Genomic DNA, 25,568 nt, shown 5'->3' on the forward strand with positions numbered 1-25,568 from the left:
CTTTTTTTGTGTTTGAACCTGCGAGAAGCCTGAGCCCATATCTTGTAAAAATCAAATTTATAATCAGTTTATGAAAAAACTACTTTTACCCATTGTTCCTGTGGTAATCGCTGGTTCTTTGGTTTTCAGCGCGTTTGGCCCGGCATGGGCGGCGCGGCCAGAGGCACTTGTGTCAACCATTCATGCCGGGACGCATGCACCCAAAATCCGGGTCACCGGGCGAGTGCTTGACGACAATGGCGACCCGCTGCTGGGGGTTACGGTGATTGAGAAAGGAAACAACAGCCACGGCGCCGTGACCGATGTGAACGGGGAGTTCGTGATCGAGGCTGCGGCGGGATCAACGCTCGTATTTTCGTTCGTCGGATTTCTGGCTCAGGAAGTGGTAGTGTCGGATGAAAAGCCCCTGAACGTGCAGTTGAAGCAGGATGCGATGATGCTGGATGAGGTGGTGGCCGTGGGTTACCAGACGCTCCGGAAAAGTGATTTGACCGGCGCGGTTTCCAGCGTAAAAGCGAAGGAACTGAACCTGACAACGCCCACGGTTGGCCAGGCTTTGGTTGGAAAAGTGGCTGGTGTGCAGATTTCACAAGTGAGCGGTGCACCTTATGTCGGCACAAAAATCCGGGTTCGTGGCGTTGGTTCTATCAACGCAAGTTCCGATCCGCTATATGTGATTGATGGCTATCCGGCTGGTAATGATGTATTTATCAATCCCAACGACATTGAATCGATTGATATACTGAAAGATGCGGCATCTGCGGCCATTTACGGTTCCCGAGCGGCGGGCGGTGTGGTTTTGATCACCACAAAACGTGGGAAAGAAGGAAAGGGAAAGCTGGAATATGACTATCAGTTTGGTGTGCATCAGCTGGCTAAAAAGGTTGATATGCTCAATTCTTCGGAATTTGCACAGTTGCTGATCGACGGCCGCAACAACACTTACCGCGACCTGATGGTGAATGGCGGCAAGCCCTGGAATGACGCCATGTTTTCGGACGATAATGCGACGCGTATCAAAAATCTGGGCGGCAGCGCGGGTTCGGTGAGCATTCCTACGGACATTTATGATTTTGCTAATCAACGGCTTATCACACCCAAATACAACACCGACTGGCAGGACGAGCTTTACCGGAATGCGCCCGTGAGCCGTCATAACATTAGTTTCAGTGGCGGGCAAAAAGGGCTTCGTTACGCCATCAGCGGCGGGCATCTTACTCAGCAAGGCATCATTTTGAGCACCAAACAGGAACGCACCAATTTCCGGGCGAACATTGATGCGGATGTAAACAAGAAATTGAAAGTGGGCGCGAACCTGGCCTACACTTACAACACGAACCGCGAGGTGCAGGAAGGCCGGTTCAATCAGGGACCGATATTGGGAGCGCTGGTGTATATGCCTATTTACAAGGCTTATAATGACGACGGGTCGCTTGCCAAGAATGAGGCTGCTGCTGCAAGCGCCGGATTTGGTTTGCAATCCATCGAAAACCCTGTTGCACTCGCCACAGAAACGCACATTAACCGGTCTGGCCAGCGCGGGACTTATAATGGATTTGCAATATTTGAGATCGTCAAGGACCTGAATTTTAAGGTAAATCTTGGTTTGCAGACTTACAATGAGAAGTACGAATATTACTTGCCAACCAGCCTGAGCAGCGGCGCCAACCCGCCGGGATCACCGCAGGCCATTGCAGCTGCCAATGCCGTTTCGCGAAACATTAGTTTCATGGACAAGCTTGCTGAATTTACCCTGAATTACAAAAAGACGTGGGGCAAGCATAATTTCGATGGTTTGCTCGGGTATACTGCACAGCAAAATAACCGCGATGTGATTTCGGTAACCGCACGCGGATTCCAGAATGACCGGATTGAAGAAATTACCGGAAAAGGCGCAGATGCCATTTACTTTGGACTGAATACGGGCAATCCGGAAAGTGACGGAACGGGGAAAACCGACTGGACATTACTTTCCTATCTGGCCCGTGCGGTTTATAATTTTGACAATAAATATTACCTGACGGCATCTTTCCGCACCGATGGCTCCTCGCGTTTCGGCCCTAACAACCGCTGGGGAAGTTTTCCGTCCGTCTCGGCAGGCTGGAATATCTCGAACGAGCCATTCTACAACGACTTGCTGGGCAAGGCTTCCACGATGAAGCTCCGCGCCAGCTGGGGATTGAGCGGCAATAACAACATTGGTAACTACAACTTCCTGCAAACGATGGCCGCTCCGGGCGGTGTTGTTTTTGGGAACGGAACGGTTAATACGGCACTTTGGGCAGAAGGCATTAAAGATCAGAATCTGGGCTGGGAATCCACTTCACAATACAATGTGGGGCTGGATCTGGGGTTGTTTGAAGACAGGCTTTCGATCATTGCCAATTATTATCTGAGCCGTTCTTACAACCTGCTTTTCAACCAGCCGCTTTCAGCCATCTCGGGTTCCTCAACCATTCTGACAAACCTCAGAAACTCGAAAGTACAGAACACCGGATTTGATATCCAGGCTGACGCACGCGTGATTTCGAAGCGCGATTTTAACCTGAACATTAGTGGAAACTTCTCACTCAACCGCAACAAAGTGCTGGATATGGGTGGCGCGAACACGATCCTTTCGACGGGTGCGGAACGCTCTTACATTACGCACATTACCCAGCAGGGACAGCCCATAGGGATGTTTTATGGTTTTAAAGTAAAAGGCATGGTGCGTGAGTCGGATATGGAAAATCTGGCGGCAGACAATGCAGTTTACAATGCTTCGACTCAGAAATTCCCTGAGGGTTATAAGCTGAAAGGCCCGGCGCGTTCAACGGCTTCAACGAACCCGCTTCGTCCGGGTGATCTTTATTTTGAAGATATCAATGGTGATGGTGTGGTCAACGATTCGGACAAGCAGGTGATCGGCACGCCGCATCCGAAATTCACGTATGGTTTTGCGATTTCGGCGAGCTACAAGAATTTGGATTTCAGTTCGTCGTTCAATGGCATTTATGGCAACCAGGTGCTCGATGGCCAGGATTATTACATTTACAACATGGAGGGTTCGGGTAACCAGTACTCCAAGGTCCTGAACCGTTACCGTTCTGAAGCCCAGCCGGGCGATGGCAAAGTGTATCGCGCTGCACGCGGAGGCACGCAGAGCAACAGCACGCGCCTTTCCACATTTTATCTGCAAGACGGCTCATTCCTTAGATGCACCAATCTGACATTGGCGTATAACTTCCCTCAAATAGCCCAGATCAGCAAAAATGCGATCAGTAACCTGCGCATTTATGTAGGCGTTGACAATGCCTTTACATTCACCAAATATCTGGGCTATAACCCGGAAGTGGACTACAACAATGGCTCCAACCTGACGCCGGGTGTAGATTATGGTAAATATCCGCTTGCCCGTGCCTACAACATTGGCGCACGCATCACCTTTTAATTTAGCAGCTATGTTTGACAAAAAATATAAATTAACCCATATCATTACAGCGTTCGCGCTTTGCGTGCTCAGCTCCTGCTCCACTGATTTCATTGACCTGGAAGATCCAAATGCAGTTTCCAATGCATCTTTTTATCAATCGCCCGGCGAGGTGGAAGCTGCTGTAAATGGCATTTATCAATCCTTGCGCAATGGCAACGGAATCGGTGAAACGAGTGCACTTTACAGTGAAGAGCGCTCGGACAACACGGGCAGGAACGATAACCAGTCCAATGCCGGCGAGCCGTTTCAGTTCAATGACTTTTCGCTTTTGCCGAGTAATACATATCTGAAAAGCCACTGGCTGGCTCTATACCAGACGATTACGCGTTCTAATCAGGTTTTGGAAGGAATTGAAAAGGTCAACTTTACCGACGCTGAACTGAAAGAAAAATACAAGGCCGAAGCCAAATTCATGCGTGCGCTGATTTACTTTCATCTTGTGCGCAGATGGGGCGACGTTCCCCTGATCACCAGGCCATTGACTTTTGCAGAAGTTCAGCAAAACACATTCCGTGAGAAGCAGGATGTTGTTTACCAGCAAATTGTCACCGACCTCACCGAAGCCGTAAACAGCCCGCTGCCTAATGTGCAGACAACCGCATTAAAAGGAAAAGTGACCAAAGCTGCGGCAAATGCATTGCTCGGACAAGTCTACCTGACGATGGCGACGACATTGGACCAAGCCAACCGGACAGCAAACTTAACGCAAGCGAAAAACTATCTAACGGCCTGTTACGACTTGCGCACATTCGGGACGCTGAAAGAGATCCCATATGCCGATGTTTTTGATGTTGCCAAAAAATCAACCGTTCCCGAAATCATTTTCCAGGTCGTGAACAAGCAGGGCGACATTAACTTTTCGTCTGCCATTGCGCGAAACAACCAGGCGAAAGGTGAAACGATCAATTCGCTGATCACATCGACCGGCGCAGGCGGCAATGTTACGCCAGACCTCGTTTTGGATTTTGAAGAAGCCGACGTCAGGAAGGAATTCAGCATTAAGTTTGCCAACGACCCGATCGTCCGCGATTATTTTATTACCAAATTCCGCGATGCAAGTCCTGCGGCAACGAACCAGGGTTTTGGCGGAAATGACTGGATATTGATCCGTTATGCCGACGTGATTTTGATGCTGGCCGAAGTCAATATGCACCTGGGAAATGAAGCCGCCGCGATTGGTTTTCTGGATCAGGTAAGAGAGCGCGCCGGCCTGCCATTATATGCTGTGTCCATCCGCAACACAACTTACCGCGCCAAGTATCCAACATTAAAGCTGGCGATCCTGCACGAGCGCCGCACGGAGCTTGCGTTTGAAAATCACCGCTGGTTTGACCTGCTCCGTTTCTTCACAACCGACGAGCTGGTTACCTATTTCAAAGCAAAAAGTCAGGACAGTTTCGGGCTCGCCAAGCTCTCAAACTTCGGCGCCAAAGACCGCTACTATCCCATCCCATTCGACGAGTACAAGCTCGACCCAGCAAGAATGTATCAGAATCCGGGATATTGATTTTGGTAAAATAAAACCGCAAGAAAGGCGTCTCAAACATGAATGAGACGCCTTTTCTTTGGTTATGATGCGCTGCGATACAGAATATTGGAGTGCTACTCCGATTTAACTAAGGTAATGCTGATGTTTGACATGACTATTTAAATTTTCTTGCATCAATGCGAGAGGCAATTAGTCAAAGGTGCATTATCGATTCCTTGTACGATTCGCCTATTGGAATTACTGCGTTTTCGATGAATATTCGCTGGCGTTCGATGAAATGGATCTTGTTGACTGCTACTAAATAGGATTTGTGTACACGCATGAAAAATGGTGTGGGCAGTGCTTCCTGGAATTTTGCCAGAGAAGTGAGACTTAGCAGCTTTTCTGTTCGGGTAAACACTGTCGTGTAATCCTTTCCGCCCTGTAAATAGAATATATCATCATGATTCACCTTGACGAGTTTGTATTCCGTTTTTACAAAAATCACCCCTGGTGCGGACGATGCGGAGCGTAATCCTTTGTGGTCGGTAAAAACCGGTTGTCGTGACTGGAACAGGCGTTGCACTTTTCGAAATGATTGGAAGAAACGATCAAATGATATCGGTTTGAGCAAATAATCAATGACGTCGCTTTCGTAACCCTGCAATGCATATTGCGGATATGCTGTGGTAAGGATCACTTTTGTTTTATCCCTGAGCTGTTTAAGCAATTGGAATCCAGTGAGATCGGGCATTTGGACATCCAGAAAAATAATGTCAACCTGATGCTGCAAAGCAAATTCCAACCCCTGGACTGCACTGGTAAACGTTTGCACCAAATCAAGCTGACTGATCTTTTGAGCATGTGTTTCGATGACGCGCAACGCGATCGGTTCGTCGTCGATGGCAATGGCTTTTAAGTTTCTGGAACGGTTCATCGGCTCGTCAATTGGATTGATTTACATTAATTTCCAGGCTTACGCGAAACGTATCCTGTTCCTGCCACACCCGCAAAGTGTGTTGGCCGGGATAAAGCAGTGACAATCGTCTGCGGACATTTTTCAGGCCGATCCCTCTCGAATCATCTTGTTGTTGAATCACTAACTGGTTTTCCGTTTCAAAATGCAACATTCCCTTCACAACTGAAAGTCTGATCTTCACCGGGCACTTGCCGTCGTGCAGCTGTCCATGTTTAAACCCGTTTTCGACAAATGAGATCAGCAGCAGTGGCGCTATCAAAACACCATTCACATTCCCGTCCACTGTAAAGTCTACATGCGTTTGCTGAGCATAACGCAGCTTTTCCAGCTCAATAAACCCATTTATATAGTCAATTTCCCTCGTCAGCAACACAAGTGTTTCGTTAGATTCGTAGAGCATGTAACGCATCATTTCGCCCAACCGAAGCACCACATCCGGCGTGCGGGCTGGTTCAGTAAGCGACAAACCATACAAATTATTCATGGTGTTGAATAAAAAATGCGGATTGAGCTGGGCTTTCAGATAGGCCAGCTCCATGGTTAGCTTTTCATGCCGCAAAGTTTCCTGATGAAAGAAATCGTTTATTGTTTTTAATAAAAAACACAGAAAAATACCCAAAGCACTAAAAAAGACAGTTTCTCCAAAATAGGCCCATATCCCGATGCCGGCAGGATATTGCCAAATGCCAAATGCTGGTCCAAGGAAAAGCTGTTCGATGCAATATCTTAAAAGAACATCCAGCGCAACTAATCCGAGTAACACGATCACGGCCAGTCCATAATGATGCTGGCGGAGCAAACGGTCGAATAGCCAAAGGCTCAGATAGCACATCAAAATGGTCCGCGCATAACCGATTGGTGTTAGCGGATCGACGAGGTCTGACCAAAACAAGGGGAATGTGACACGCATCTGGTTATGCGATGCCACATTGAAAATAACGCCAAAGAAAATGAACATGGTCCAGAAAAGGCCATGTATGCGCAAAACCGGGCTGCTTCTGAAACGCGACAACATGCTGCAAATAACACCGATTTTAATTTCAGTAACCAAGATAATCCGCCAACAGGCAAAAATCTCCCGCCTCATCTCAATAATGTCCGCCAAGCCGAATTGACATTCCGTAATGCAAAACGGTCTCGCGGATAAGAATCCGGCATTCGCAGATTTGATTGTTCCGACCGCTTAGAGTGACTGCATATTTGATCAAAAATTGATCGATATGTTTGCTCGAAAATTCACTTTGCTTTTAATCGTCTGTTATCTCTTTTACGGAAATGTACAGGCTTGCACCATTTTTACGGCTTCTGATGGTAAAACAGTGCTCGTTGGAAATAATGAAGACCAATCGCCGTCCCTGAAAAGTTATTTATGGTTCAACCCCGCCCGGCGGCAAAAACATGGTTTTGTGACATGGGGTGCAGAAAGAAAATTCCCCGAAGGCGGCATGAATGAAAAAGGGTTGTTTTGGGACGCGGCCGCACTTCCGGAAGAAATTCCGATCACACGCGACGCCTCAAAGCCGGATTACAAAGGATATTTTGTAAATAAAGCCTTGTCTGAATGTGCGACTGTCGACGAAGTTGTGCGGTTGGTTAAGCAATATAACCTGGTCTGGCAGGAGCGCGCGCAGATATTCGTAGCCGACGCGACCGGTGATTATGCGATTATCCATGCCAATTACATTATTCGCAAGTCAGACCAGATGAAACCTTACCAGGCTGTTGCCAATTTTAGTTTGAGCAATAATGAGCTTGTGACAAACAGCTGTCATCGTTACCGCGCCGCGGAAGCAATGCTGGACGGACAGCCTGTAACAGAAGCACTTTTCAAAGCGATTCTTATCAAAACTGCTCAGCACGCTGTCGACAATGCGACGATCTATTCGCAGATTGCTGATTTAAAACAACGTAAAATTACCCTTTTCCAGCGCGATCGCTTCGAGCAGCAGGTGACAATTGTTTTGACGGATGAATTAAAGAAAGGTGCGCACCGGGTGGAGATGAAGAGGCTTTTTCCGATCAGCATTAAAGAAAAGCTGGAAGCTGTTTTGGCAAAGCAAGGCACCAAAAAAGCCGTTACATTATACTGGTCTTTAAGGGAAACGGACCCTGGTCGCTACAATTTTGGCGAAAACGAATTGGATGAACTCGGATTCACCCTTTTGAACTCGGGTAAAGCGGCTCAGGCAATTGAGATATTTGCGTTAAACGAATCCGCATATCCTGAATCAGACCGCGCACTGAGCAGTCTCGCCCAAGCGAATCTCGTGCTGGGAAACCGGGATATGGCCGCACAATTATTCGCGCGCGCCTTGTCGATCAACCCAAATAATCTGTTGGCCACGCTGTTCAACAACCAGCCCGATGGCAATGTCACTTTCCGAATCGGTTCGCTGGAATACGCGGAGACAGTCAGCCTCGTCGGCTCTTTTAATGACTGGGATATTCATGCAAATTCTTTTATAAAAACTGCCGACGGGCAATGGGAATGCAAGCTAAGCCTGAAACCAGGCACTTATGAATATGTTTTTTTAGCAGGAAAAAACAATTGGATGACGGACCCCGGCAACAGGTTAGCAAGCAAGCCGGGTCAGTACTGGCGGTCGGTGGTTATTGTTCACTAATGCTAGGTTACATGCTCAAAACTTAAAAAGCATCTTTCAAATAATCTTAATGCGGACCGGGCCTTTGATATGCTCGACATCAACCGGAATTCCCTTTTGTGTTATTGCTACGCGACCTTCGTTGTGCAAATCAATTGCCACATTAAGCACCTCCTTCATATGGTCACGCCAGACGTCCGGAAAGAGCATGCGTGCAATTTCAGACGGACAAGTGCTTTTCTGAGCGCCGCGATGAATGGCTGTTTCCAGGATCTTTTCGGCTATTTTTTCGTAATGCTGCATGCGTAATTAATGGAACAGGTTTTCGAAAATACGTGGCTAATTGTTCATTTACATGCTGCTCCGTATTTTCTGCAAAAATCCAGATAAGTAAAAATTAATTTCCGCCTCATATCAGCCTTATCTGGCCGCCCTACCTTCGATTCGAAAATAAAACGAATCATTTCAACAAAAGAAAATCATGAAAAAATTAGCATTGGCTGCATTGTTTATTTCCGCATTAACTGCTGGCTCAAACGTTTTCGCGCAAATCCCAGCTCCCGCCGACGGACCCAAATTAGCGGGACCCATTGAAAAAGGCCCCAAACACCGGCCACCACATGCAGGGCAGCCGGCACCTGGCGAAAAAGTACTTCGCGTCGTGAGCACCGTAACCGGAAAAGTTGTCAAAATCCGGGGAAATAACGACTTCGTTTTTGACGGCTTTTATATGATCACCGGAAACGACAGTTTACTCGTAAAATTCCCTGCACACATGGGTTCGCAGATTGCGCCATTGGCCAAGCCGGGCAGTCCGGTTTCGGTGTCAGGAGTTTCGGATACTTTGGCGGGCACGACCAAAGAAATGAGAATGGTGAGCATTACAGCAGGTGGTAAAACGCTGACAGACAGCACACCCATTGCGCCGGCAACCGCGCCACAGGAAACCGCTGTGACCGGAAGCAGCAAGGTTACTGCTTTGCAAACAGATCGTGAGGGACGGGTTAGCGGTGTTTTTATAGATAGCAAAACCATTCTGCGTTTGCCGCCGCACGTTCTGGAACAATTGGGAAATAAAATAGCAACGGGCACGGCAATCGCTTACTCAGGAAGTCAGAAAAACAAGGATCAGGGAGAAGTGGTGCTGGAAGACTATAAGGTGATACATTGCAGGACGATTACAGTGAACGGTCAGCAATATCTGGTTCGATAATTTCTATATAAAACAGGCAGCAAAGACGCTGCCTGTTTTATCACTTTTCCAAATGAGCAAATACATTTCAACCATCGGACTTTTGGTTCTTTCCAACGTCTTTATGACACTGGCCTGGTATGGGCACCTTAAATTTTTCAGCAAAGAAAGTGGTCACAGCTCAACATCACTCTGGATGATCATATTGCTGAGCTGGGGCCTGGCATTTTTTGAGTATTGCTTTCAGGTTCCTGCAAATCGAATTGGCTCCTCGGAAACAGGCGGTCCTTTTTCACTGGTGCAGCTGAAAATCATTCAGGAAGTCATCACCCTGATCGTATTCATGGTATTTTCTGTAACATTTTTCAAAAACACACAATTTACCTACAATCACCTGATCGGCTTTGCCTTACTGGTAGGAGCCGTATATTTCATATTTAAAGCATAATGAGTGACCCCAAATCCCAATTGGCATTTGCCTTTTTTTATAAGGAAACACTCGAACTTGACTCACAGTGAGCAAAATATCGTCAAAATCCTGGATATTAATCCTGCTGCTGGTAATGCTGGCGGCAGGATTTTTCTGGTTCAAATCCCGGAGAGAGGATAAAAATCCGGAAGAAACGCAACATTGTCATGTAAATCATGGCCAACAAAAGCAGTTTAAAATCAGTGGAAAAGTGATTGAATACGGGAGCAATCGCGAAGGCGACATTGACAAATTGCTGCTGCTATCCGATGAAAAAACGATTTGGCTGCATTTTCCCCCACATACTGCACGCCAGGTAACATCAGTCGCGGTGATTAATGCGCAGCTTGATGTTTTGGTAAATCAAAAAGGACCGCATTCCCCGGAACATAAGGAAGAATCTTACGCGCTTCAATCTTTGACAAACAGCGTTTTACAAACGAAAGCCGATCTTGCCAACATTCCGCCACCGATGCCCCGAAAGGGAATTGAAATTGAAATCAAAGGAAAACCTTCGTTCGATCTAAACGCAAACGCCTTTATGCTTGCAGGAAGAATAGTCACATTACCACCGCATATGGCGCACGAATTGTTCCCAATGATCAATCAGAAAAAGACAATTACTGTGAAAGGCTTTATGCGTGACACGACCGATGGTTTTTTGTCAGCATCGCGCCTGCCGGTTGTAAAACCCAATTTGGTGATCATTGACAGTGTGACTTACAAAATACGTTAACCCAATCCCTCACACTATATGAAAATATTAGTTGTTGAAGATGAGCAGAAACTGGCCGGATTTATACACCACGGACTGCAACAGGCCGGATATCAGGTGCAAATTTCAAACAATGGTTCCGAGGCGCTTAATAAGGTGGCTTCGGAAACTTTTGACCTGATATTACTGGACCTGATGCTGCCGGGAATGACGGGCATCGAGATGCTCAAAAACATGAGAGCCTTCAACATTTCCAGTCCCGTTATCATTCTGAGCGCGCTCAGCGGCACCTCACAGGTTGTAGAAGCCCTGGATCTTGGCGCGGTCGACTACATTAAAAAACCTTTTGAATGGGATGAGCTTCTAGCCCGGATCCGGATTTTGCAACGCAAGATCTTTGCCAGCGAAAGCACCAAAATCCGGATCAATGATCTGACGATTGACCTGCTCGCAAGGCTGGTAACGCGTTCTGAAAAGCAAATTATACTCACCGCAAAGGAGTTCGCGCTGCTGGAATATCTGGTGCGGAATCTCAACCGGGTGGTGAGTAAAAATCAGATTCTCGAAAACGTCTGGAATATGGATTTTGATCCCGAAAGCAACATTGTGGAAGTGTATATGCATCAGCTGCGCAGGAAGATCGATAAAGGTTTTGACCAACCGCTTATTCAAACGGTTGTCGGAGTAGGGTATAAACTAACCGGCTCAAAATCATCGCTGTGAAAACGCCCGACTCCTACCCTTTTTACGCCAGCCTCAGGTTCCGGTTCGGACTTATTTTCGGATTTGTCTTTCTATGTTTTCTGCTGGGAACGGGCTTCATTCTTTACACAAACGTAAAAAGTCAGTTTGAAAAAAGCTTCGCCGCGCGTTTGCAAACCCAGGGAAATCTGATAATTCAGGAAACTGAAATCAACCCGCTAACCGTTCCCCTGCCCGCATCGGGAGAATATTTCCGGCTGATTTACGACGCAAATGATAAACATGACACGCTATTTAATAACCTGCCCAAATCATTAAAAACAAATTCAAAACAAACGGATTTATCCCTATGGCGAACGCAGGAGCTTAGCTCAAATTTCGATACGGGTGGGAAAATACGGCTGTTGTATGTGCTTGCTGCGGATGAATTGAATCAAGACATTAACAGCCTCAAAATCATCCTTTTCATTTATTTTCCAATGTCATTTCTAGCCGCATTGATCGCCGGGTTTTTCTTGTCTGGATATCTTTTGCGTCCGATTGAAAATATTGTAAATAAAGCCAATGATGTCAGTTTGCAGAACCAGATTATTTTGCTGGAAGAGCCAGCTGTGCACGACGAGATTCACAAACTGACGATTTCCCTGAATCAAATGCTCGCCAGAATTCAGCAGCAGGCTCAGTATCAAAACGCTTTTTTCGCATCCGCTTCACATGAGCTCAGAACGCCGCTGAGCGTCATGCTGACCGAGTTGCAAACTTTACAAAACGAGCAGACACCAACCGCCTTCAAACCCGTAATCGGCAGTCAGATTGCCGAAGTGCAGCGTCTGAGTAAATTGGTAAATGATTTTCTGTTAATGAGTCAGCTTAGGTCGGGCATGCTGATTTTTACCAAAAGCGAGGTAAATCTTCCGGAAATCACAATGGAAGTTTTGGAACGAATGATATCCAAAGCAATGCTTAAAGACCAGCATTTCAAAATTGAAATCACTCCCGAAGATGGTCAATTCCTGATCAACACGGACCGCTCACACCTGACAACTATCCTGATAAATTTACTGGAAAACGCGATCAAACATGGCAAAACGGACACCACAATCATTGTTGAAATCAGCCATTCAATAAAGGAAATAATGCTGACCATCCGGAACATTTCAAACGCTCCCATTTCAAATGTTCCGCTATTAAGCCAGGAATTCAATCAACAGGATTTTACAAATGATGGCTTTGGCCTGGGTCTCTGGATCATCAGCCGACTTGCCGAAACGGTTGGCGCTGGTTTTGAGGTTCAATTTGTGGAACCGGAATTTGTAGCGAGGCTGTCTTTTAGCGTGAATGCAACATTAGCCCGGCCATAGCAGTAGATCTGTGAAGCAGTTCTGCATTAATCTCAGCAACTTCGCAATGTAACGAAATACTTTTTTGGACTTGTTAACCCGTTCTCAAAGACGATCCACGCACAATCAGCTCGGTTTTTAATATTTTTTCGGTTGGAAGCGAAATGTCACTTTCTGCGTCCACCATCTGCAAAATCCATTGCGCCGTTATTGCTCCGATTTCCATCGTCGGCTGGCGGATCGTTGTGAGGCCGGGGCCAATGTAAGCGGATTCCGGATTGTCGCTGAAACCCACCACGCCGAGTTCCTCGGGGATTCTGATTCCTTTTTCCATGGCCATCAACATGATTTCAATGGCTGCTGAATCATTTACAGCAAAAATGGCATCGGGGCGATTTTCCAATTCCAGTAAATATTTACCATAAATCCTGGCTTTCTGCTGAGAGAACATGCCCTGAATGATCATATTTTCTTCAATACTTTTGCCATACTTCTCCAATGCTGCCCGATAACCACGCAGGCGCTCGCGGCTCACAGACAGATTGAGCGGCCCGCCCAGATGCGCAATGCGCTCATAACCATTCAAAATCAAATGCTCAACGGCCGAAAAAGATGCATCGAAATCATTAACCACAACCTTTGGCGCATCTACATGATCGCAAACCCGGTTAAATAGGATCAGCGGTATGCCTCGCTTTTCAAAGACTTTCAAATGATCAAAGTTGTTGGTTTCCTGGGTTAGCGAAATCAATAAACCGTCGATCCGGTTCGCCAGCATTGCTTTTGTATTCGAAACTTCCACGGAGTACGATTCATTGGACTGCATGATCGTGAGATTATAACCCGCTTCGGTCAGCACATTATGCGCACCAATGATCACATTAGGAAAAAACGGATTGTGAAATTCAGGAACAATCATGCCGATCGTGTTCGTCTTGCTTTTCACCAGGTTATACGCCAGCTGATTGGGCTGATAATCCATTTGTGAAGCCATCGCCAATACAGCCTGCCGCGTTTCCGGACTAATGTCTGCATGCCCGTGCAATGCTCTGGACACGGTTGAATTTGACACACCGATCGACCGTGCGATGTCGATAATGGTCGTTTGATGCCTCTTCGCTTTCCGTCTCGGAACTGATAGCTCTGGATTAGCCAGTGTGAAAAAGTAGTTGCAATCCTTGCAAACATACCGCTGCTTGTTGCGGACATAACCCGCCTTCATAATCGATCCGACTTCCGAACATTTTGGACAGCTTACCATTGTACTTTTTTAATAGTGAACCCACATTGACACGAACAGGCTCATAAATCTAGGAAAAATATTGAATGATTATATTTTCATATTTATAATCGTCATAACCATATATCGGTAACGTATCCGCAAACGTTACCGATATTTTTTGTTTTAAACTCAGAGTTTTTTGGGTTTATCTGCCCTTGACACACCTTGTCGTGCCTTGTATCTTCAAACAAGTAACCGGCCAAAACCGCTAATTAGCTCATTTATCTTTGGCGCATTCAAATTTGATTTGCCAGCTAATATTGACGCATTCTGGTACTATTTCAATAACAACCCTTTTTACCCTTACTATTTATGCTAAGAAAAATACTCGGATTATTTTTACTAATGTCCCTGCAACTGGGCTTGGTAAATGAAGGTTTAGCGCAAAACAACACCGTAACCGGTAAAGTGATTGACGAAAAAGGTGAGGGAATTCCTGGCGCGAGTGTTGCCGTAAAAGGAACTCAGCAAGGCACACTTACGGATATTGAAGGTGTTTACACGCTTGATGTTGCGCCTGCCGCCACGCTGGTCATTTCATTCGTAGGTTATTTACGGGAAGAAATTGCCATTAACAATCGCTCCCGGGTAGATGTCACTTTGAAAGCAGACACAAAAGCTTTGGAGGAAGTGGTTGTAGTGGGTTATGGCACGCAGCGGAAAGTGGAGACCACCGGGTCAATTGCTTCTGTAAAGTCAGATGAACTTACGCAGTTACCGATTACAAATGTGGCTCAGGGGCTTCAATCGCGCGTTTCGGGTGTGCAGATCAGTCAGAACTCCGGCTCGCCGGGCGGCAATATCAGCGTCAGGATCCGGGGCACGAACTCCATTAACGGGAATGCAGAGCCGCTTTATGTGATTGACGGAATTCAGATTTCAAACAGTGGAGGAATCAATGACGTAAGCCCGCTTTCAACCATTAATCCCAATGATATTGAGTCTGTTGAAGTGCTGAAAGATGCTTCTGCGTCTGCTATTTACGGCGCGCGGGCAGCAAACGGCGTGATCCTGATCACGACCAAGCGTGGAAAAGCAGGCAAGACAAATGTGTCGCTCGAAAGTTACTATGGCGTGCAGCAGGTTACGAAAAAACTCGACGTGCTGAATGCTGCCGAATTTGCGCAGCTTGAAAATGAAACCTTTAAAAACAATGCTTACCCGAACCCCGCCAGTCTGGGAGAGGGTGTCGATTGGCAGGATTTGATTTTCCAGAAAGCACCCATTCAAAATCATCAGCTAACCATCAGCGGCGGTTCTGAAAAAACACAGCTTTCTCTTTCTGCCAATTACTTTGATCAGGATGGCGTGATTATTAATTCAGACTTTAAGCGACTTACTTACCGACTTAATGTTGACCACAATATCAGCAAGCGGCTTCGTGTGGGCACGAGCGTGATGGGTAGTTTTTCAAATAACAATGGAATTGAGGCTGCAAGCACAACCATAGGCGATGCCGCAGTTGTCACGGGAAGCGTTTTGGGGGCAGCTATCGGTGCGCCGCCGACTTTGCAGCCTTATAAAGAAGACGGTTCCATTTTCCCGTTTGCAGAACAAGGCAACGGCCAGTATCGCGAGGTGATTAATCCGCTCAATTACACATCCATAATGCGGAAACGTAACATTAAGCGGGCGCTGATCAACATTTACGGTGAGTACACGATCCTTCCCGGACTTACTTACCGCGCGTCTTTCAATGCTGACGTGGACTCGCGACTTTATGACACTTACTTGCCGATTTCGATCATTGCACAGAAAGACCGCAACGATAATTCGGGATCTGCCACCAAATTCAATTCCAATTTCCTGGCTCTGCTCCATGAGAGCGTGCTTTCATACAGCACCAAAATCGCTGCAAACCATAGTTTGAAATTTACAGGCTTGTTTGCAACACAAACTGAGAAATACAACAACAACCAGATCAATGCAACAGGATTTCCAAACGACGCGACCAAAAACGAAGCGCTTCAACTGGCATTGAACCGGACCATTTCAAGCAACCGCAACACGCAGCGGCTGGACTCGTACATGGGCAGGGTCAATTATGGATTCAAAGACCGCTACTTCATCGACATTACTGCGCGGGCAGACGGTTCAAGCAAGTTTGGAGCAAATCACAAGTATGGATTTTTCCCGGCAGTTTCGGCAGCATGGCGCATAATTGAAGAGCCATTCATGAAAGATGCTTCCTGGCTTTCGGACTTGAAAGTGCGTGGAAGTTACGGGCTTACAGGGAATGCGGGCGGCATTGATCCATACCAGTCGCTGGCAACGGTGGAATCGGGCGGCGGTTATAACTTGAATCACACCTATTTTACGGCGATACGCCCTTCCGGCATTTCAAACCCGGACCTGCGCTGGGAAAAGTCCACGCAGACCAACATTGGTATTGATGCCAGCCTGCTCAACAACCGCTTTTCGCTGATCGTCGATTATTATATCAAAAAGACCGAAGATTTGCTCTATATCAAGACATTACCGCTTTCATCTGGTTACAGCAGCATTACAGGCAATTACGGTTCTCTTGAAAACAAAGGGCTTGAAATAGCAGTCAATGCAAACCTGCTTAATGGGCCTTTGAAATGGAGCGTTAATGGCAATCTTACGCTGAACCGCAACAAAGTCCTTGATCTGGACGGAGGCACCACCAACGAGCGATTCATTACGAATTACACAATTCTTAAAGTCGGTGAGCCGCTTGGCGTTTTTAAAACGTATGTTTTTGATGGCATTAACCAGACCGGCGAGGCGATTATCCCCGGCTACGACGGGCGCCTGGGCGGACATAAAGTAAAGGATATTAACAACGATGGCGCTATCAATTCGGCAGATCAGGTCATTACAGGGAATCCGAATCCGAAGTTTATTTACGGTTTTTCAACCAATGTCACTTTTAGAAACTTTGACCTGAGCGCGTTTTTCTCGGGGACACAGGGCAATGACATTTACAACATCAGCAGGCTTTCATTTGAAAATCCGCTGGGCCAGCGCAATATGCTGCAAGGCGTTGAAAATCGCTGGACTCCCGAAAATCCGAGTAATCAATATGTTAGTCCTGCCGTTGCGGGCCGCCTGCCGATTTCGTCCTATGCTGTTGAAGACGGCTCGTATCTGCGTTTTAAAAACCTGATGCTGGGTTATACGCTCCCCGCTATTAAGGGAATAAGCAGGGTGCGGATCTATGTGAGCGGCAATAACCTGTTCACATTCACGAAGTATTCAGGCTTTGATCCTGAGGTAAATACATACGCCGGCTCCAACACGACGATCGGGATCGATAACCTCGTTTATCCGCAGTCTAAGTCATTTCTGGGAGGCATTCAGCTTACTTTTTAAGGGCCCTAAAACATTTGAAATATGACACTTTTGAAAAATACATTCAAGAAAATAATCCCCTTTGCAGCATTGGTGATGGGAATGGGTTCCTGCCAGCTGGACGAAGAAATTTACTCTTCCATCTTCGTTGAATCTTTTTACAAAACAGCTTCTGACGCTGAAAAAGGCTTGCTTGCCGTTTATGACGCATTGGGCGGATTATATGGCGGCCCGGCAGCAACCATGGTGCCCGATTACAGCGCCGATCAGGTTTATCCGAGAGGCGTTGTGGGACGTAACTCACTGACATTATTCACAGTAGAACCAACTTACACCGTTCAGAAAAGTGCCGGCCGAACAAATGAGTCGCCTCAGCAACTCTGGATTTCTTCATATAGTGGCATTGAGAAAGCCAACTGGATCATTGCCAAAGTTCCGGAGGCAACCATGGATGAAACCCGTAAGAAGCAGATCATCGGAGAAGCCCATTTCCTGCGGGCATTTTACTTCTGGACTTTGGCTAAAAACTTTGGAGACGTGGTGATCAAGACAGAACCGAGTGTTACCGAGGCAAAAGCATATTTCCCGAAAAGCCCGAAAGCAGACGTTTACAAGCAGATTTACAGCGATCTGGATGCAGCTTCACAAGCGGGATTGCCCTCATATCCGGCCAACGAAAAGGGACGCCCATCGAAAGAAGCCGTCGATGCGCTCTATGCAAAAGCTGCATTGTATAATGAAGACTGGGCCAAGGCGCTGGAAAAAGCACAGGCGGTAATTGCGTCCGGGAAGTATGCATTAATGCCCAATGTCATGGATGTATACAGTTATTTGAAAGAGGATGAGGCGCGTATAGAAAATATCTGGGCCTTTGAAGCGGATCCGATTACGCCCGGAAACACACACCAGCTCGTTGGACTCACAGGTCCGCTGGGAAGTGCGGGTGTGGAATATGCCAAAACTTCGTTCGGTTCCATGTTCGCATATATGTCGTTTTTCAACTCCTTTGATCCAAAAGACAAGCGCAGGCAATTACTGGATACAACATTTCTTGATAAATCGGGTAAATGGGTTCCTCAAAAGAGCATTACGCCGATTACGACGGATGCCGTTTTGATCAAAAAATACCAGGACCCGGTTTCCAGCACGGGTTTGATCACGAATATTCCGATACTCAGGATCGCGGACATTTACCTGATCGCAGCAGAAGCGGAAGCACGTTTGAATGGCGCATCGGCGAAAGCATACGAGTATATCAATGCGATCCGGACAAGAGCTGGCCTGCCGGGATTAGCCAAAGGACTGGGCAAAGAGGCATTTGTGGATGCGGTTATCCAGGAACGTTCGTGGGAGTTTTTCGCAGAAGGTGACCGCTGGTATGACCTCACAAGGACGGACAGATATCTGACAGTGATTCCTAAGGCTGTGAATTCGGTTTACCCGACTCGCCCGGTGCAGGCTAAAAACAAGTATTTCCCGATTCCGCAGGACGAGATCAATGCCAATCCGCAGCTGGAACAAAATCCTGACTGGAAGTAGCAAAAGCTGATATTCACAAAGTAGGCAATGCGGTTATTTCCTTTATTTAAATTTGATTGTATGAAATTCCCCCTTACCCTGTTACTCAGCATAATTTTCCTTTCGAATGTTGCCGCACAGCGCCGCTCGGCCACCAGCCTGATGAATGATCACATTCATATAAGCTGGGCCAGCGAAAATAAGCTGGACTGGAATGTGAATCAGCTTCAAGTGAAAAAAGACGGAAAGTGGGTGAATGTTTCGGCTCCGTCCGGAGCGGCTCCGTCCGGGGCGGCTCCCAACGGGGCATATACATTGCTTTTTAGTGAAACAAAACCTTCATCTGAACCCAAAGAAACCTTTGAGAAAATCACGGGCGGGAAGTTTCCGGAAGATAATTATCATTACCAGGAAGCGCAATGGAAGGAAAGCACCACCGAAGTTTCTCTGAACACGGCCGGCACTGCGTATCATTTTCTTCCCTCGCATGTTTTGATCAAAAAGAATGAGCTGGAATTTAAAAAAGAAACAGAAGCAGCAACCGTAATTGCCAACTGGAAGCTGGACCCGGAATTTCCTACCGATATCCAGGTTACATTGACTTTAATTCCAAAAAAGAAGGGTTTCTTCTCTCTTGCTACGCCTACTATTGCTTCTATTTCTCCCGAAAACATGGCTTGGGCTTCGGTTCCGGGGTATTTTCAGGGAAATTTTATGCAGCCGAATTTTGCGTTGGCTTATGCATATGGTCACGGTGTTCCGAGCCGGCCGGTCATTTACAGAGAGCGCTGCGCTTCTACATTGAGTCCGCTGGTCAGCACGAAAAATGGCATTACGATTTCGGTGATCCCGGAGCCGGGCCTGGCGCGCGACCCGTGGGCTTCGGATAAAATTACGCAGACGGACTGGCACCTGGGCCTGTCGCACATGAACCGGAAAGGAGAACTTTCACCTACGCTGTATTATCCTGTTTTGGGAGAAGAAAACTCGCAACGGAACATTGGGGAGCAAATCAGTTACTCATTCCGTTACAGCCTGATCGCGGGGGACTGGTTTGCGGCGATCAAGCATGCGGCCAATGACATTTATAAATTTAACGAAACACTCGCGCTGCGCCAGAGCAAGCAGTCGCTGACAGACCGCATTGAAAAAATGCACCATTATCTGACCGATCCTAAAACCTCACTTTGGAACATTGAGGAGTTTAAAGGCAAGCAAATCGGTGCGCAATCTTACCTCGGCGGCGTGGTGGGATCGAATAAGGATGCGATGAAAAATTCGGATTACGGCGCGATGTGGATGCTCGCGAATGCTACAAATGATCCTGAACTGACTCAAAAAGTGCTTCCACCCGCAGAAAACTTCAAGCTCGTTCAGCAGCAGACTGAAAACGGATTTTTCAAGGGTGCCGTGGAAGGGCAGTATTATCTGGCAAAAAGCAAAAAGTTTGTCGAAGAATGGGGCGAGCTCGTGGAACCGATCGCATTGACTTACTATGTGATGCTCGACGTCGGCAACATGCTTTTGTTTGATCCGGCCAACATTGAATTGAAAGAACGCCTGAAACTGGCTGCTGAAAAATTGCTGAGCTGGCAGAATCGCGACGGCAGCTGGGCTGTGGCTTACGACCGTAAAACCGAGAAAGAAATATTCAAAGATATCAAAGACGTGCGGCCGACTTTTTATGGCATGATCGTCGCCTACCGGCTCCTCAAAGACGAAAAATACCTGAAAGCCGCTCAAAAAGGCGCTGATTGGATGATTAAAAATGCGGTCGAAACCGGTGCATTCCTAGGCGTTTGCGGCGATGCGCGTTATGCGCCAGACTTCGCAACCGGGCAATCGGCCCAGGCATTTCTGGATCTTTATGATTTTACCAAAAACAAAAAATACAAGGACGCAGCCATCACCTGCGCGAAAATCTACACGGCTTCCATTTACACCCATCCGATTGCCAATACGAAAGTCAAAAACGTGAATGGCACCGAAAGGCAGGATTGGGAGATCAGTCAAACGGGCCTCAGCTTCGAGCACGGCGGCATTTTCGGCTCGGCAACGCGTCACGGGCCAATTCAGCTGGCAAGTCATGCGGGAATGTTCATCCGGATGTTTCAGCTGACGGGCGAGCCGATGTTCGCTGATATGGCCCGCGCTGCCGCGATTGGCAGGGATGCATTCGTGGACAGCAAAACGAGCGTGGCTTCCTATTACTGGAATGCAATGAACAAAGGCGCAGGTCCTTATCCGCATCACGCCTGGTGGCAGGTGGGCTGGATCACCGATTATTTACTAGCCGAAGCCGAACTCAGATCCAATGGGAAAGTGACATTTCCGCGAGGTTTCGTGACGCCAAAAGTCGGCCCGCACCAGACTTACGGATTTGCAGACGGGACCATTTATGGCAAAAAAGCGAAGCTCGTCATCCGGGAAGGTTTTGCAATGGGAAATCCGCCCGTTACAGACATTATCCTGGCAGAAAGTTCTGACAAAAAAGAGGCTTTCGCAGTGATCCTGAACAACCGGGCTCAGCCAACGGAAGGTAAAATCACCTTCGATCCCGAAAAATGGACGGCAGGAAAAAAGATCAGATCCATTACTCAGGCAGCAACGGAAAAACCCCTTTCCAATGCAAATCAGCCGGTTTCTTTTCAGCTAAAAGGATTTGGAATAGAAACCTACAAGATCACTTTCGAATAAAATATGAATACGACTATTGATACGATTGTAATTGTTGTTTTTTCAGCTTTTGTGCTGGCTATCGGGCTGCTTTTTGCCCGGACGGGACGAAATCTGAAATCATTTTTTGCGGGAGGCGAAGCGGTTCCGTGGTTTATCGGCGGGCTGTCTTTATTTATGAGCTTCTTTTCGGCCGGGACTTTTGTGGCCTGGGGTTCCATTGCTTATAAACATGGCTGGGTTGCCATTACGATCCAATGGACGATGTGCATTGGCGCGCTAGTGACGGGTTTGTATCTGGCTCCGCGCTGGAAACGGACCGGCGCATTAACGGCCGCCGAATTCATCCGTGAAAGGCTGGGCTTAACGGTTCAGAAAACCTATATTTTCATTTTTACGCTTGTTTCTGTTTTTATAAAAGGCTCGGTGCTTTATCCGGTTGCCAGATTGGTAAGTGCCTCGCTTGATTTGCCGCTTGTGCCGTGCACCATCGGGCTGGGCTTGTTTATGATCGCTTACACCGCAGTTGGCGGACTTTGGGCCGTGATGGTGACGGATATATTGCAATTTGTAGTGCTCTGCGCAGCCGTTTTCATCCTGCTGCCCCTATCATTTGATCGGGTTGGCGGTTGGGAAGGCTTCACCCGGAATGTTCCTGATGATTTTTTCAATCTCCTCAATGGTGAATACACCTTTGGTTTTGTACTCGCTTTTATCATTTACCACATTTGTTACATTGGCGGAAACTGGACCATGGTGCAGCGCTATACCAGTGTTGACGGTGAAAAATCGGCAAAAAAAGTGGCTTACCTCTTCGCAGGATTGTATCTGATCAGTCCGGTGATCTGGATGTTCCCGCCGATGATTTACAAAGCCATTAATCCTGCATTAACCGGCCTGGATACGGAGAATGCTTACCTGATGATCTGCAAACTGGTGCTTCCGCCGGGGTTACTGGGTTTGATGCTGACGGGCATGTATTTCTCCACTTCTGCGAGTGCAAATACGGCGCTTAATGTCGTTTCGGCTGTTTTTACCAATGACATTTATAAAGGAATGATTAATCCGGCGGCATCGGATAAGCAGCTGATTACGGTGGCGCGCACTTCATCCTGGTTTTTTGGATTGGGAATGATCGGCATTGCGTTAATGGTGCCGGCGGCAGGTGGGATTGTGGAAGTCGTGCTCAGCATTTCTGCCATTTCGGGTGGGCCGCTGCTTGCTCCGCCACTCTGGGCGCTGTTTTCCAAAAGACTGAATAGTAAAGTAACGCTCTGGGTCACGTGCGTTGGTCTTGCGGTGAACCTGTTTTTCAAAGTTTTGGCCCCGCTCCTGCTCGATTTCAAATTGTCGAGGGGAATGGAAACGATTGTGGGCGTGGGCCTTCCACTCATGCTGCTGCTGGCTTATGAACTTTGGGCGCGCTCAAAAGGCATAATCGCCGACGAATACCGCACTTATCTGGTTTCCCGCGAACAAAAGAGGATTGATAACCTGGTGGAAGCCAGCGTGGAAGAAGCAACAGAAATACGGCGGCAAAACCGGTTCGGGTTGCGCGTGATTGCCGCGGCACTGCTTTTCACAGCACTAATGCTTTACATTCTCAGCACTTTCGCAACATCCGGCGCCATCGTAACAGCCATTATCGCGACCGTCGTCCTCTTCGCAACCATCATTCCTTACAACGCTTCCCGGAAGATCAAAGTAGAACCGGAAGTGATCAACGCCTGAAAATTGTCCATTTGAGCCCAACATACATGAAACGAATTCCTTTATTACTGATTTTCATTCTGACATTTTGCCTTTCAAAATCTGTCTTTTCACAATACAACATCCGGCAGTCAAATACTATTCCGCTTCACGGTGAATGGTCATTTGCCTTGGATCCCGCAGAAATGGGCGTGCCCGGAAAATGGTTTATGGATAAGGTTGCGCAAGGCAGCCGGTTTGACAAAGTGACCGTTCCGCATTGCTTTTCGGTGGATCCGCGCTATGGATTTTATACGGGCACAGTTTGGTACAGAAAGCCTTTTTCATGGAAAATAACCAGTGGAAAACGCGTTATCCTGCATTTTGATGCAGCCTATTATAAAACCCACATTTGGCTAAACAATCAGAAAGTGGGCGATCACGAGGGCGGATATACGCCATTCAGTTTTGATGTAACCGATTTTTTGAAAGATGGTGATAACCTCTTCGCGGTTTCGGTAAACAATAATACGTGGAAAACCGGCACCATTCCCGGCTCGAAAGATAACAATGATGTCAATGATGCATTTATGGGCTGGCTGAATTATGGCGGGCTTGTGCGTCCGGTTTACCTGACCATTGAACCCGAAGTTTATGCGGAGAACATTAAAATCGAAGCGACGCCAGATCTTGAAAAAGGAACAGCGGTTTTAAAAACAAAAATAAGAATCCGGAATGCATCGAAGCAGGCTTTTTCGGCTAAATCAAATCACATTGTTTCTTTCAGAGACAAACCGGTCTCTTTAAACTGGAAAAGTAAATCAGCCAGCATTCCGGCCGGACAAACGGGAATTCTCGAATCTGAAACCACGCTTACTGCTGCGCAGGTGAAGCTTTGGAACCTGGACGATCCTAATCTTTATCACTTAAAAGCATCGGTAGGAACAGACACCATTGCTTCCAATTTTGGCATCAGGAAAGTAGAGATCAAAAACACGCAGCTGCTGCTGAATGGAAAGTCGCTGAAACTGGCGGGTGGTAACCGCGTGGTGGATTATCCCGGCCTGGGCTCACTCGAACCGGACTGGCTTGTTGAGAAGGATTTCAGATTGATGAAAGAAGCCGGCATGGAGTTTCAAAGGCTGACGCATTATACGCCTTCCGAGTATTTCTATGAACTGGCCGATAAATATGGCATGCTGATCATCAGTGAAGCCGGTAACTGGCAGCTTACGCCAAATCAGATGGACAATGATTCGATGCGCACAAAATTCCGCTCGCAGTTTCGGGAAATGGCCGAGCGCGACTGGAATCATCCAAGCATTATCGCATACAGTGTCGGCAACGAATATTTGTCTGAACATCCTGCGGGCCAGCGCTGGACGAAAGATATGATCGCTTATGCGCGCGAGCTGGATGCCACGCGGCTGTACACTTTTGCCAGCATGCGACTGAACATTTTACCCAAAAAACCAGAAGACGAGGCAAGCCAATATGTCGATTTTGTTTCCACCAACACTTATGGAAACCATGCAAAAGTGTTGGATCACATTCATGCGCTGTATCCGGAAAAGCCTATCCTGATCAGCGAATGGGGCGTCCGGGCTGATAATAAATCAGAGAACTGGCTCGATCATAAGGATTTGAAAGAACATCATTTTGGTGAAAGTGAGATCAATCAGGCAAAGCATATTTCCGACATCGCGGCTGAAATCCGCAAGCGGGATTACGTAATTGGCGCTTCCTGGTGGACCTACAATGATTACCAAAGCCGCTTTCATGGCACAAATCCGAATGGTTACCGGCCCTGGGGCATCGTGCGCCCGGATCGCGAGCCGCGGCCTGCCTACAAAATGCACCAGCGTGAAATGTCGCCTGTAATGCTCGAAAAAGTGAGTTTTAATGCCAGCGAACCGGGTGCGCAGCAACTTACGGTTCGTGTAACAGCCCGAAAAGATTTCCCTGCTTATGCCATTAACGGCTACTATTTAATGGTTAACGGCAAGAAAATCCCGGTTGCAAATCTTAACCCGGGAGAAAGCAAAGAGATAAACATTCCCATCATTGGTTTTGACAAAAACCTTCCGATAAGCATATACAAACCGACTGGTTTCAAGGTAGTTGACGAGATTTTAGAATTGAAGTAAT

Annotated in this window: 17 protein-coding genes; 13 read left to right on the forward strand and 4 right to left on the reverse strand. The window is 47.2% G+C overall.

Annotated features, from left to right (window positions below):
- Positions 1 to 70: 70 nt before the first annotated feature.
- Both AC0IYG_RS21200 and AC0IYG_RS21205 read left to right on the forward strand, forming a co-directional pair.
- The gene (locus AC0IYG_RS21200; protein WP_471713063.1) at positions 71 to 3,430 is read left to right on the forward strand and encodes a SusC/RagA family TonB-linked outer membrane protein; all 3,360 of its coding nucleotides are present in this window, start codon (positions 71 to 73) and stop codon (positions 3,428 to 3,430) included.
- A 10-nt stretch (positions 3,431 to 3,440) separates the two neighbouring features.
- On the forward strand, positions 3,441 to 4,979 hold the full coding sequence (locus tag AC0IYG_RS21205) for a RagB/SusD family nutrient uptake outer membrane protein (RefSeq protein WP_471713065.1): 1,539 nt from the start codon (positions 3,441 to 3,443) through the stop codon (positions 4,977 to 4,979).
- Positions 4,980 to 5,154: 175 nt separating this feature from the next.
- On the opposite strand, the gene AC0IYG_RS21210 is transcribed toward AC0IYG_RS21205, so the two are convergent.
- Positions 5,155 to 5,877 (reverse strand): LytR/AlgR family response regulator transcription factor, encoded by a 723-nt coding sequence (locus tag AC0IYG_RS21210; protein WP_471713066.1) that lies wholly within the window; start codon positions 5,875 to 5,877, stop codon positions 5,155 to 5,157.
- A 7-nt stretch (positions 5,878 to 5,884) separates the two neighbouring features.
- Positions 5,885 to 6,970, reverse strand: a complete 1,086-nt coding sequence (locus tag AC0IYG_RS21215) for a sensor histidine kinase (protein ID WP_471713067.1) — start codon at positions 6,968 to 6,970, stop codon at positions 5,885 to 5,887.
- Between the two features lie 169 nt (positions 6,971 to 7,139).
- Here AC0IYG_RS21215 and AC0IYG_RS21220 point away from each other — a divergent pair, with 169 nt between their 5' ends.
- A complete protein-coding gene (locus AC0IYG_RS21220; RefSeq protein ID WP_471713068.1) occupies positions 7,140 to 8,543 on the forward strand; it encodes a hypothetical protein in 1,404 nt (467 codons plus the stop codon).
- 36 nt (positions 8,544 to 8,579) lie between these two features.
- On the opposite strand, the gene AC0IYG_RS21225 is transcribed toward AC0IYG_RS21220, so the two are convergent.
- Positions 8,580 to 8,825 (reverse strand): DUF3253 domain-containing protein, encoded by a 246-nt coding sequence (locus AC0IYG_RS21225; RefSeq protein WP_471713069.1) that lies wholly within the window; start codon positions 8,823 to 8,825, stop codon positions 8,580 to 8,582.
- Between the two features lie 178 nt (positions 8,826 to 9,003).
- Here AC0IYG_RS21225 and AC0IYG_RS21230 point away from each other — a divergent pair, with 178 nt between their 5' ends.
- From AC0IYG_RS21230 to AC0IYG_RS21250, 5 genes are all read left to right on the forward strand, one after another.
- Positions 9,004 to 9,735, forward strand: a complete 732-nt coding sequence (locus AC0IYG_RS21230) for a hypothetical protein (protein WP_471713070.1) — start codon at positions 9,004 to 9,006, stop codon at positions 9,733 to 9,735.
- Between the two features lie 52 nt (positions 9,736 to 9,787).
- Positions 9,788 to 10,162 carry a DMT family protein gene (locus AC0IYG_RS21235; RefSeq protein WP_471713071.1) on the forward strand — a complete coding sequence of 125 codons (375 nt, stop codon included), beginning with the start codon at positions 9,788 to 9,790 and terminating at the stop codon, positions 10,160 to 10,162.
- Positions 10,163 to 10,229: 67 nt separating this feature from the next.
- Complete coding sequence (locus tag AC0IYG_RS21240) at positions 10,230 to 10,919, forward strand: hypothetical protein (protein ID WP_471713072.1); 690 nt, start codon at positions 10,230 to 10,232, stop codon at positions 10,917 to 10,919.
- Between the two features lie 18 nt (positions 10,920 to 10,937).
- Positions 10,938 to 11,621 carry a response regulator transcription factor gene (locus tag AC0IYG_RS21245; RefSeq protein WP_471713073.1) on the forward strand — a complete coding sequence of 228 codons (684 nt, stop codon included), beginning with the start codon at positions 10,938 to 10,940 and terminating at the stop codon, positions 11,619 to 11,621.
- Complete coding sequence (locus tag AC0IYG_RS21250; protein WP_471713074.1) at positions 11,618 to 12,961, forward strand: HAMP domain-containing sensor histidine kinase; 1,344 nt, start codon at positions 11,618 to 11,620, stop codon at positions 12,959 to 12,961. Before AC0IYG_RS21245 ends, AC0IYG_RS21250 begins: the two co-directional genes overlap by 4 nt.
- 73 nt (positions 12,962 to 13,034) lie before the next feature.
- Here AC0IYG_RS21250 and AC0IYG_RS21255 read toward each other — a convergent pair whose 3' ends face one another.
- Positions 13,035 to 14,201 (reverse strand): LacI family DNA-binding transcriptional regulator, encoded by a 1,167-nt coding sequence (locus tag AC0IYG_RS21255; RefSeq protein ID WP_471713075.1) that lies wholly within the window; start codon positions 14,199 to 14,201, stop codon positions 13,035 to 13,037.
- Positions 14,202 to 14,534: 333 nt separating this feature from the next.
- Here AC0IYG_RS21255 and AC0IYG_RS21260 point away from each other — a divergent pair, with 333 nt between their 5' ends.
- From AC0IYG_RS21260 to AC0IYG_RS21280, 5 genes are all read left to right on the forward strand, one after another.
- Positions 14,535 to 17,558 carry a SusC/RagA family TonB-linked outer membrane protein gene (locus AC0IYG_RS21260; protein ID WP_471713076.1) on the forward strand — a complete coding sequence of 1,008 codons (3,024 nt, stop codon included), beginning with the start codon at positions 14,535 to 14,537 and terminating at the stop codon, positions 17,556 to 17,558.
- Positions 17,559 to 17,633: 75 nt separating this feature from the next.
- The gene (locus tag AC0IYG_RS21265) at positions 17,634 to 19,076 is read left to right on the forward strand and encodes a RagB/SusD family nutrient uptake outer membrane protein (RefSeq protein ID WP_471713257.1); all 1,443 of its coding nucleotides are present in this window, start codon (positions 17,634 to 17,636) and stop codon (positions 19,074 to 19,076) included.
- Positions 19,077 to 19,136: 60 nt separating this feature from the next.
- Positions 19,137 to 21,752, forward strand: a complete 2,616-nt coding sequence (locus AC0IYG_RS21270; RefSeq protein ID WP_471713077.1) for a glycerophosphoryl diester phosphodiesterase — start codon at positions 19,137 to 19,139, stop codon at positions 21,750 to 21,752.
- A gap of 3 nt (positions 21,753 to 21,755) precedes the next feature.
- On the forward strand, positions 21,756 to 23,462 hold the full coding sequence (locus AC0IYG_RS21275; RefSeq protein ID WP_471713078.1) for a sodium:solute symporter family protein: 1,707 nt from the start codon (positions 21,756 to 21,758) through the stop codon (positions 23,460 to 23,462).
- A 26-nt stretch (positions 23,463 to 23,488) separates the two neighbouring features.
- Entirely contained in the window at positions 23,489 to 25,567 is a 2,079-nt protein-coding gene (locus tag AC0IYG_RS21280; RefSeq protein WP_471713079.1) for a glycoside hydrolase family 2 protein, read from the forward strand.
- Position 25,568: the final 1 nt, after the last annotated feature.

This window comes from Dyadobacter sp. AC419 (assembly GCF_979253085.1).

What these genes read in the sequence shown, in the direction of transcription:
- AC0IYG_RS21230 (WP_471713070.1), top strand. Translation starts at nt 9,004, where the DNA reads ATGAAAAAATTAGCATTGGCTGCATTGTTTATTTCCGCATTAACTGCT.
- AC0IYG_RS21200 (WP_471713063.1), top strand. Translation starts at nt 71, where the DNA reads ATGAAAAAACTACTTTTACCCATTGTTCCTGTGGTAATCGCTGGTTCT.
- AC0IYG_RS21210 (WP_471713066.1), bottom strand. Translation starts at nt 5,877, where the DNA reads ATGAACCGTTCCAGAAACTTAAAAGCCATTGCCATCGACGACGAACCG.
- AC0IYG_RS21255 (WP_471713075.1), bottom strand. Translation starts at nt 14,201, where the DNA reads ATGGTAAGCTGTCCAAAATGTTCGGAAGTCGGATCGATTATGAAGGCG.
- AC0IYG_RS21235 (WP_471713071.1), top strand. Translation starts at nt 9,788, where the DNA reads ATGAGCAAATACATTTCAACCATCGGACTTTTGGTTCTTTCCAACGTC.
- AC0IYG_RS21260 (WP_471713076.1), top strand. Translation starts at nt 14,535, where the DNA reads ATGCTAAGAAAAATACTCGGATTATTTTTACTAATGTCCCTGCAACTG.
- AC0IYG_RS21205 (WP_471713065.1), top strand. Translation starts at nt 3,441, where the DNA reads ATGTTTGACAAAAAATATAAATTAACCCATATCATTACAGCGTTCGCG.
- AC0IYG_RS21265 (WP_471713257.1), top strand. Translation starts at nt 17,634, where the DNA reads ATGGGAATGGGTTCCTGCCAGCTGGACGAAGAAATTTACTCTTCCATC.
- AC0IYG_RS21245 (WP_471713073.1), top strand. Translation starts at nt 10,938, where the DNA reads ATGAAAATATTAGTTGTTGAAGATGAGCAGAAACTGGCCGGATTTATA.
- AC0IYG_RS21225 (WP_471713069.1), bottom strand. Translation starts at nt 8,825, where the DNA reads ATGCAGCATTACGAAAAAATAGCCGAAAAGATCCTGGAAACAGCCATT.
- AC0IYG_RS21220 (WP_471713068.1), top strand. Translation starts at nt 7,140, where the DNA reads ATGTTTGCTCGAAAATTCACTTTGCTTTTAATCGTCTGTTATCTCTTT.
- AC0IYG_RS21275 (WP_471713078.1), top strand. Translation starts at nt 21,756, where the DNA reads ATGAATACGACTATTGATACGATTGTAATTGTTGTTTTTTCAGCTTTT.
- AC0IYG_RS21280 (WP_471713079.1), top strand. Translation starts at nt 23,489, where the DNA reads ATGAAACGAATTCCTTTATTACTGATTTTCATTCTGACATTTTGCCTT.
- AC0IYG_RS21270 (WP_471713077.1), top strand. Translation starts at nt 19,137, where the DNA reads ATGAAATTCCCCCTTACCCTGTTACTCAGCATAATTTTCCTTTCGAAT.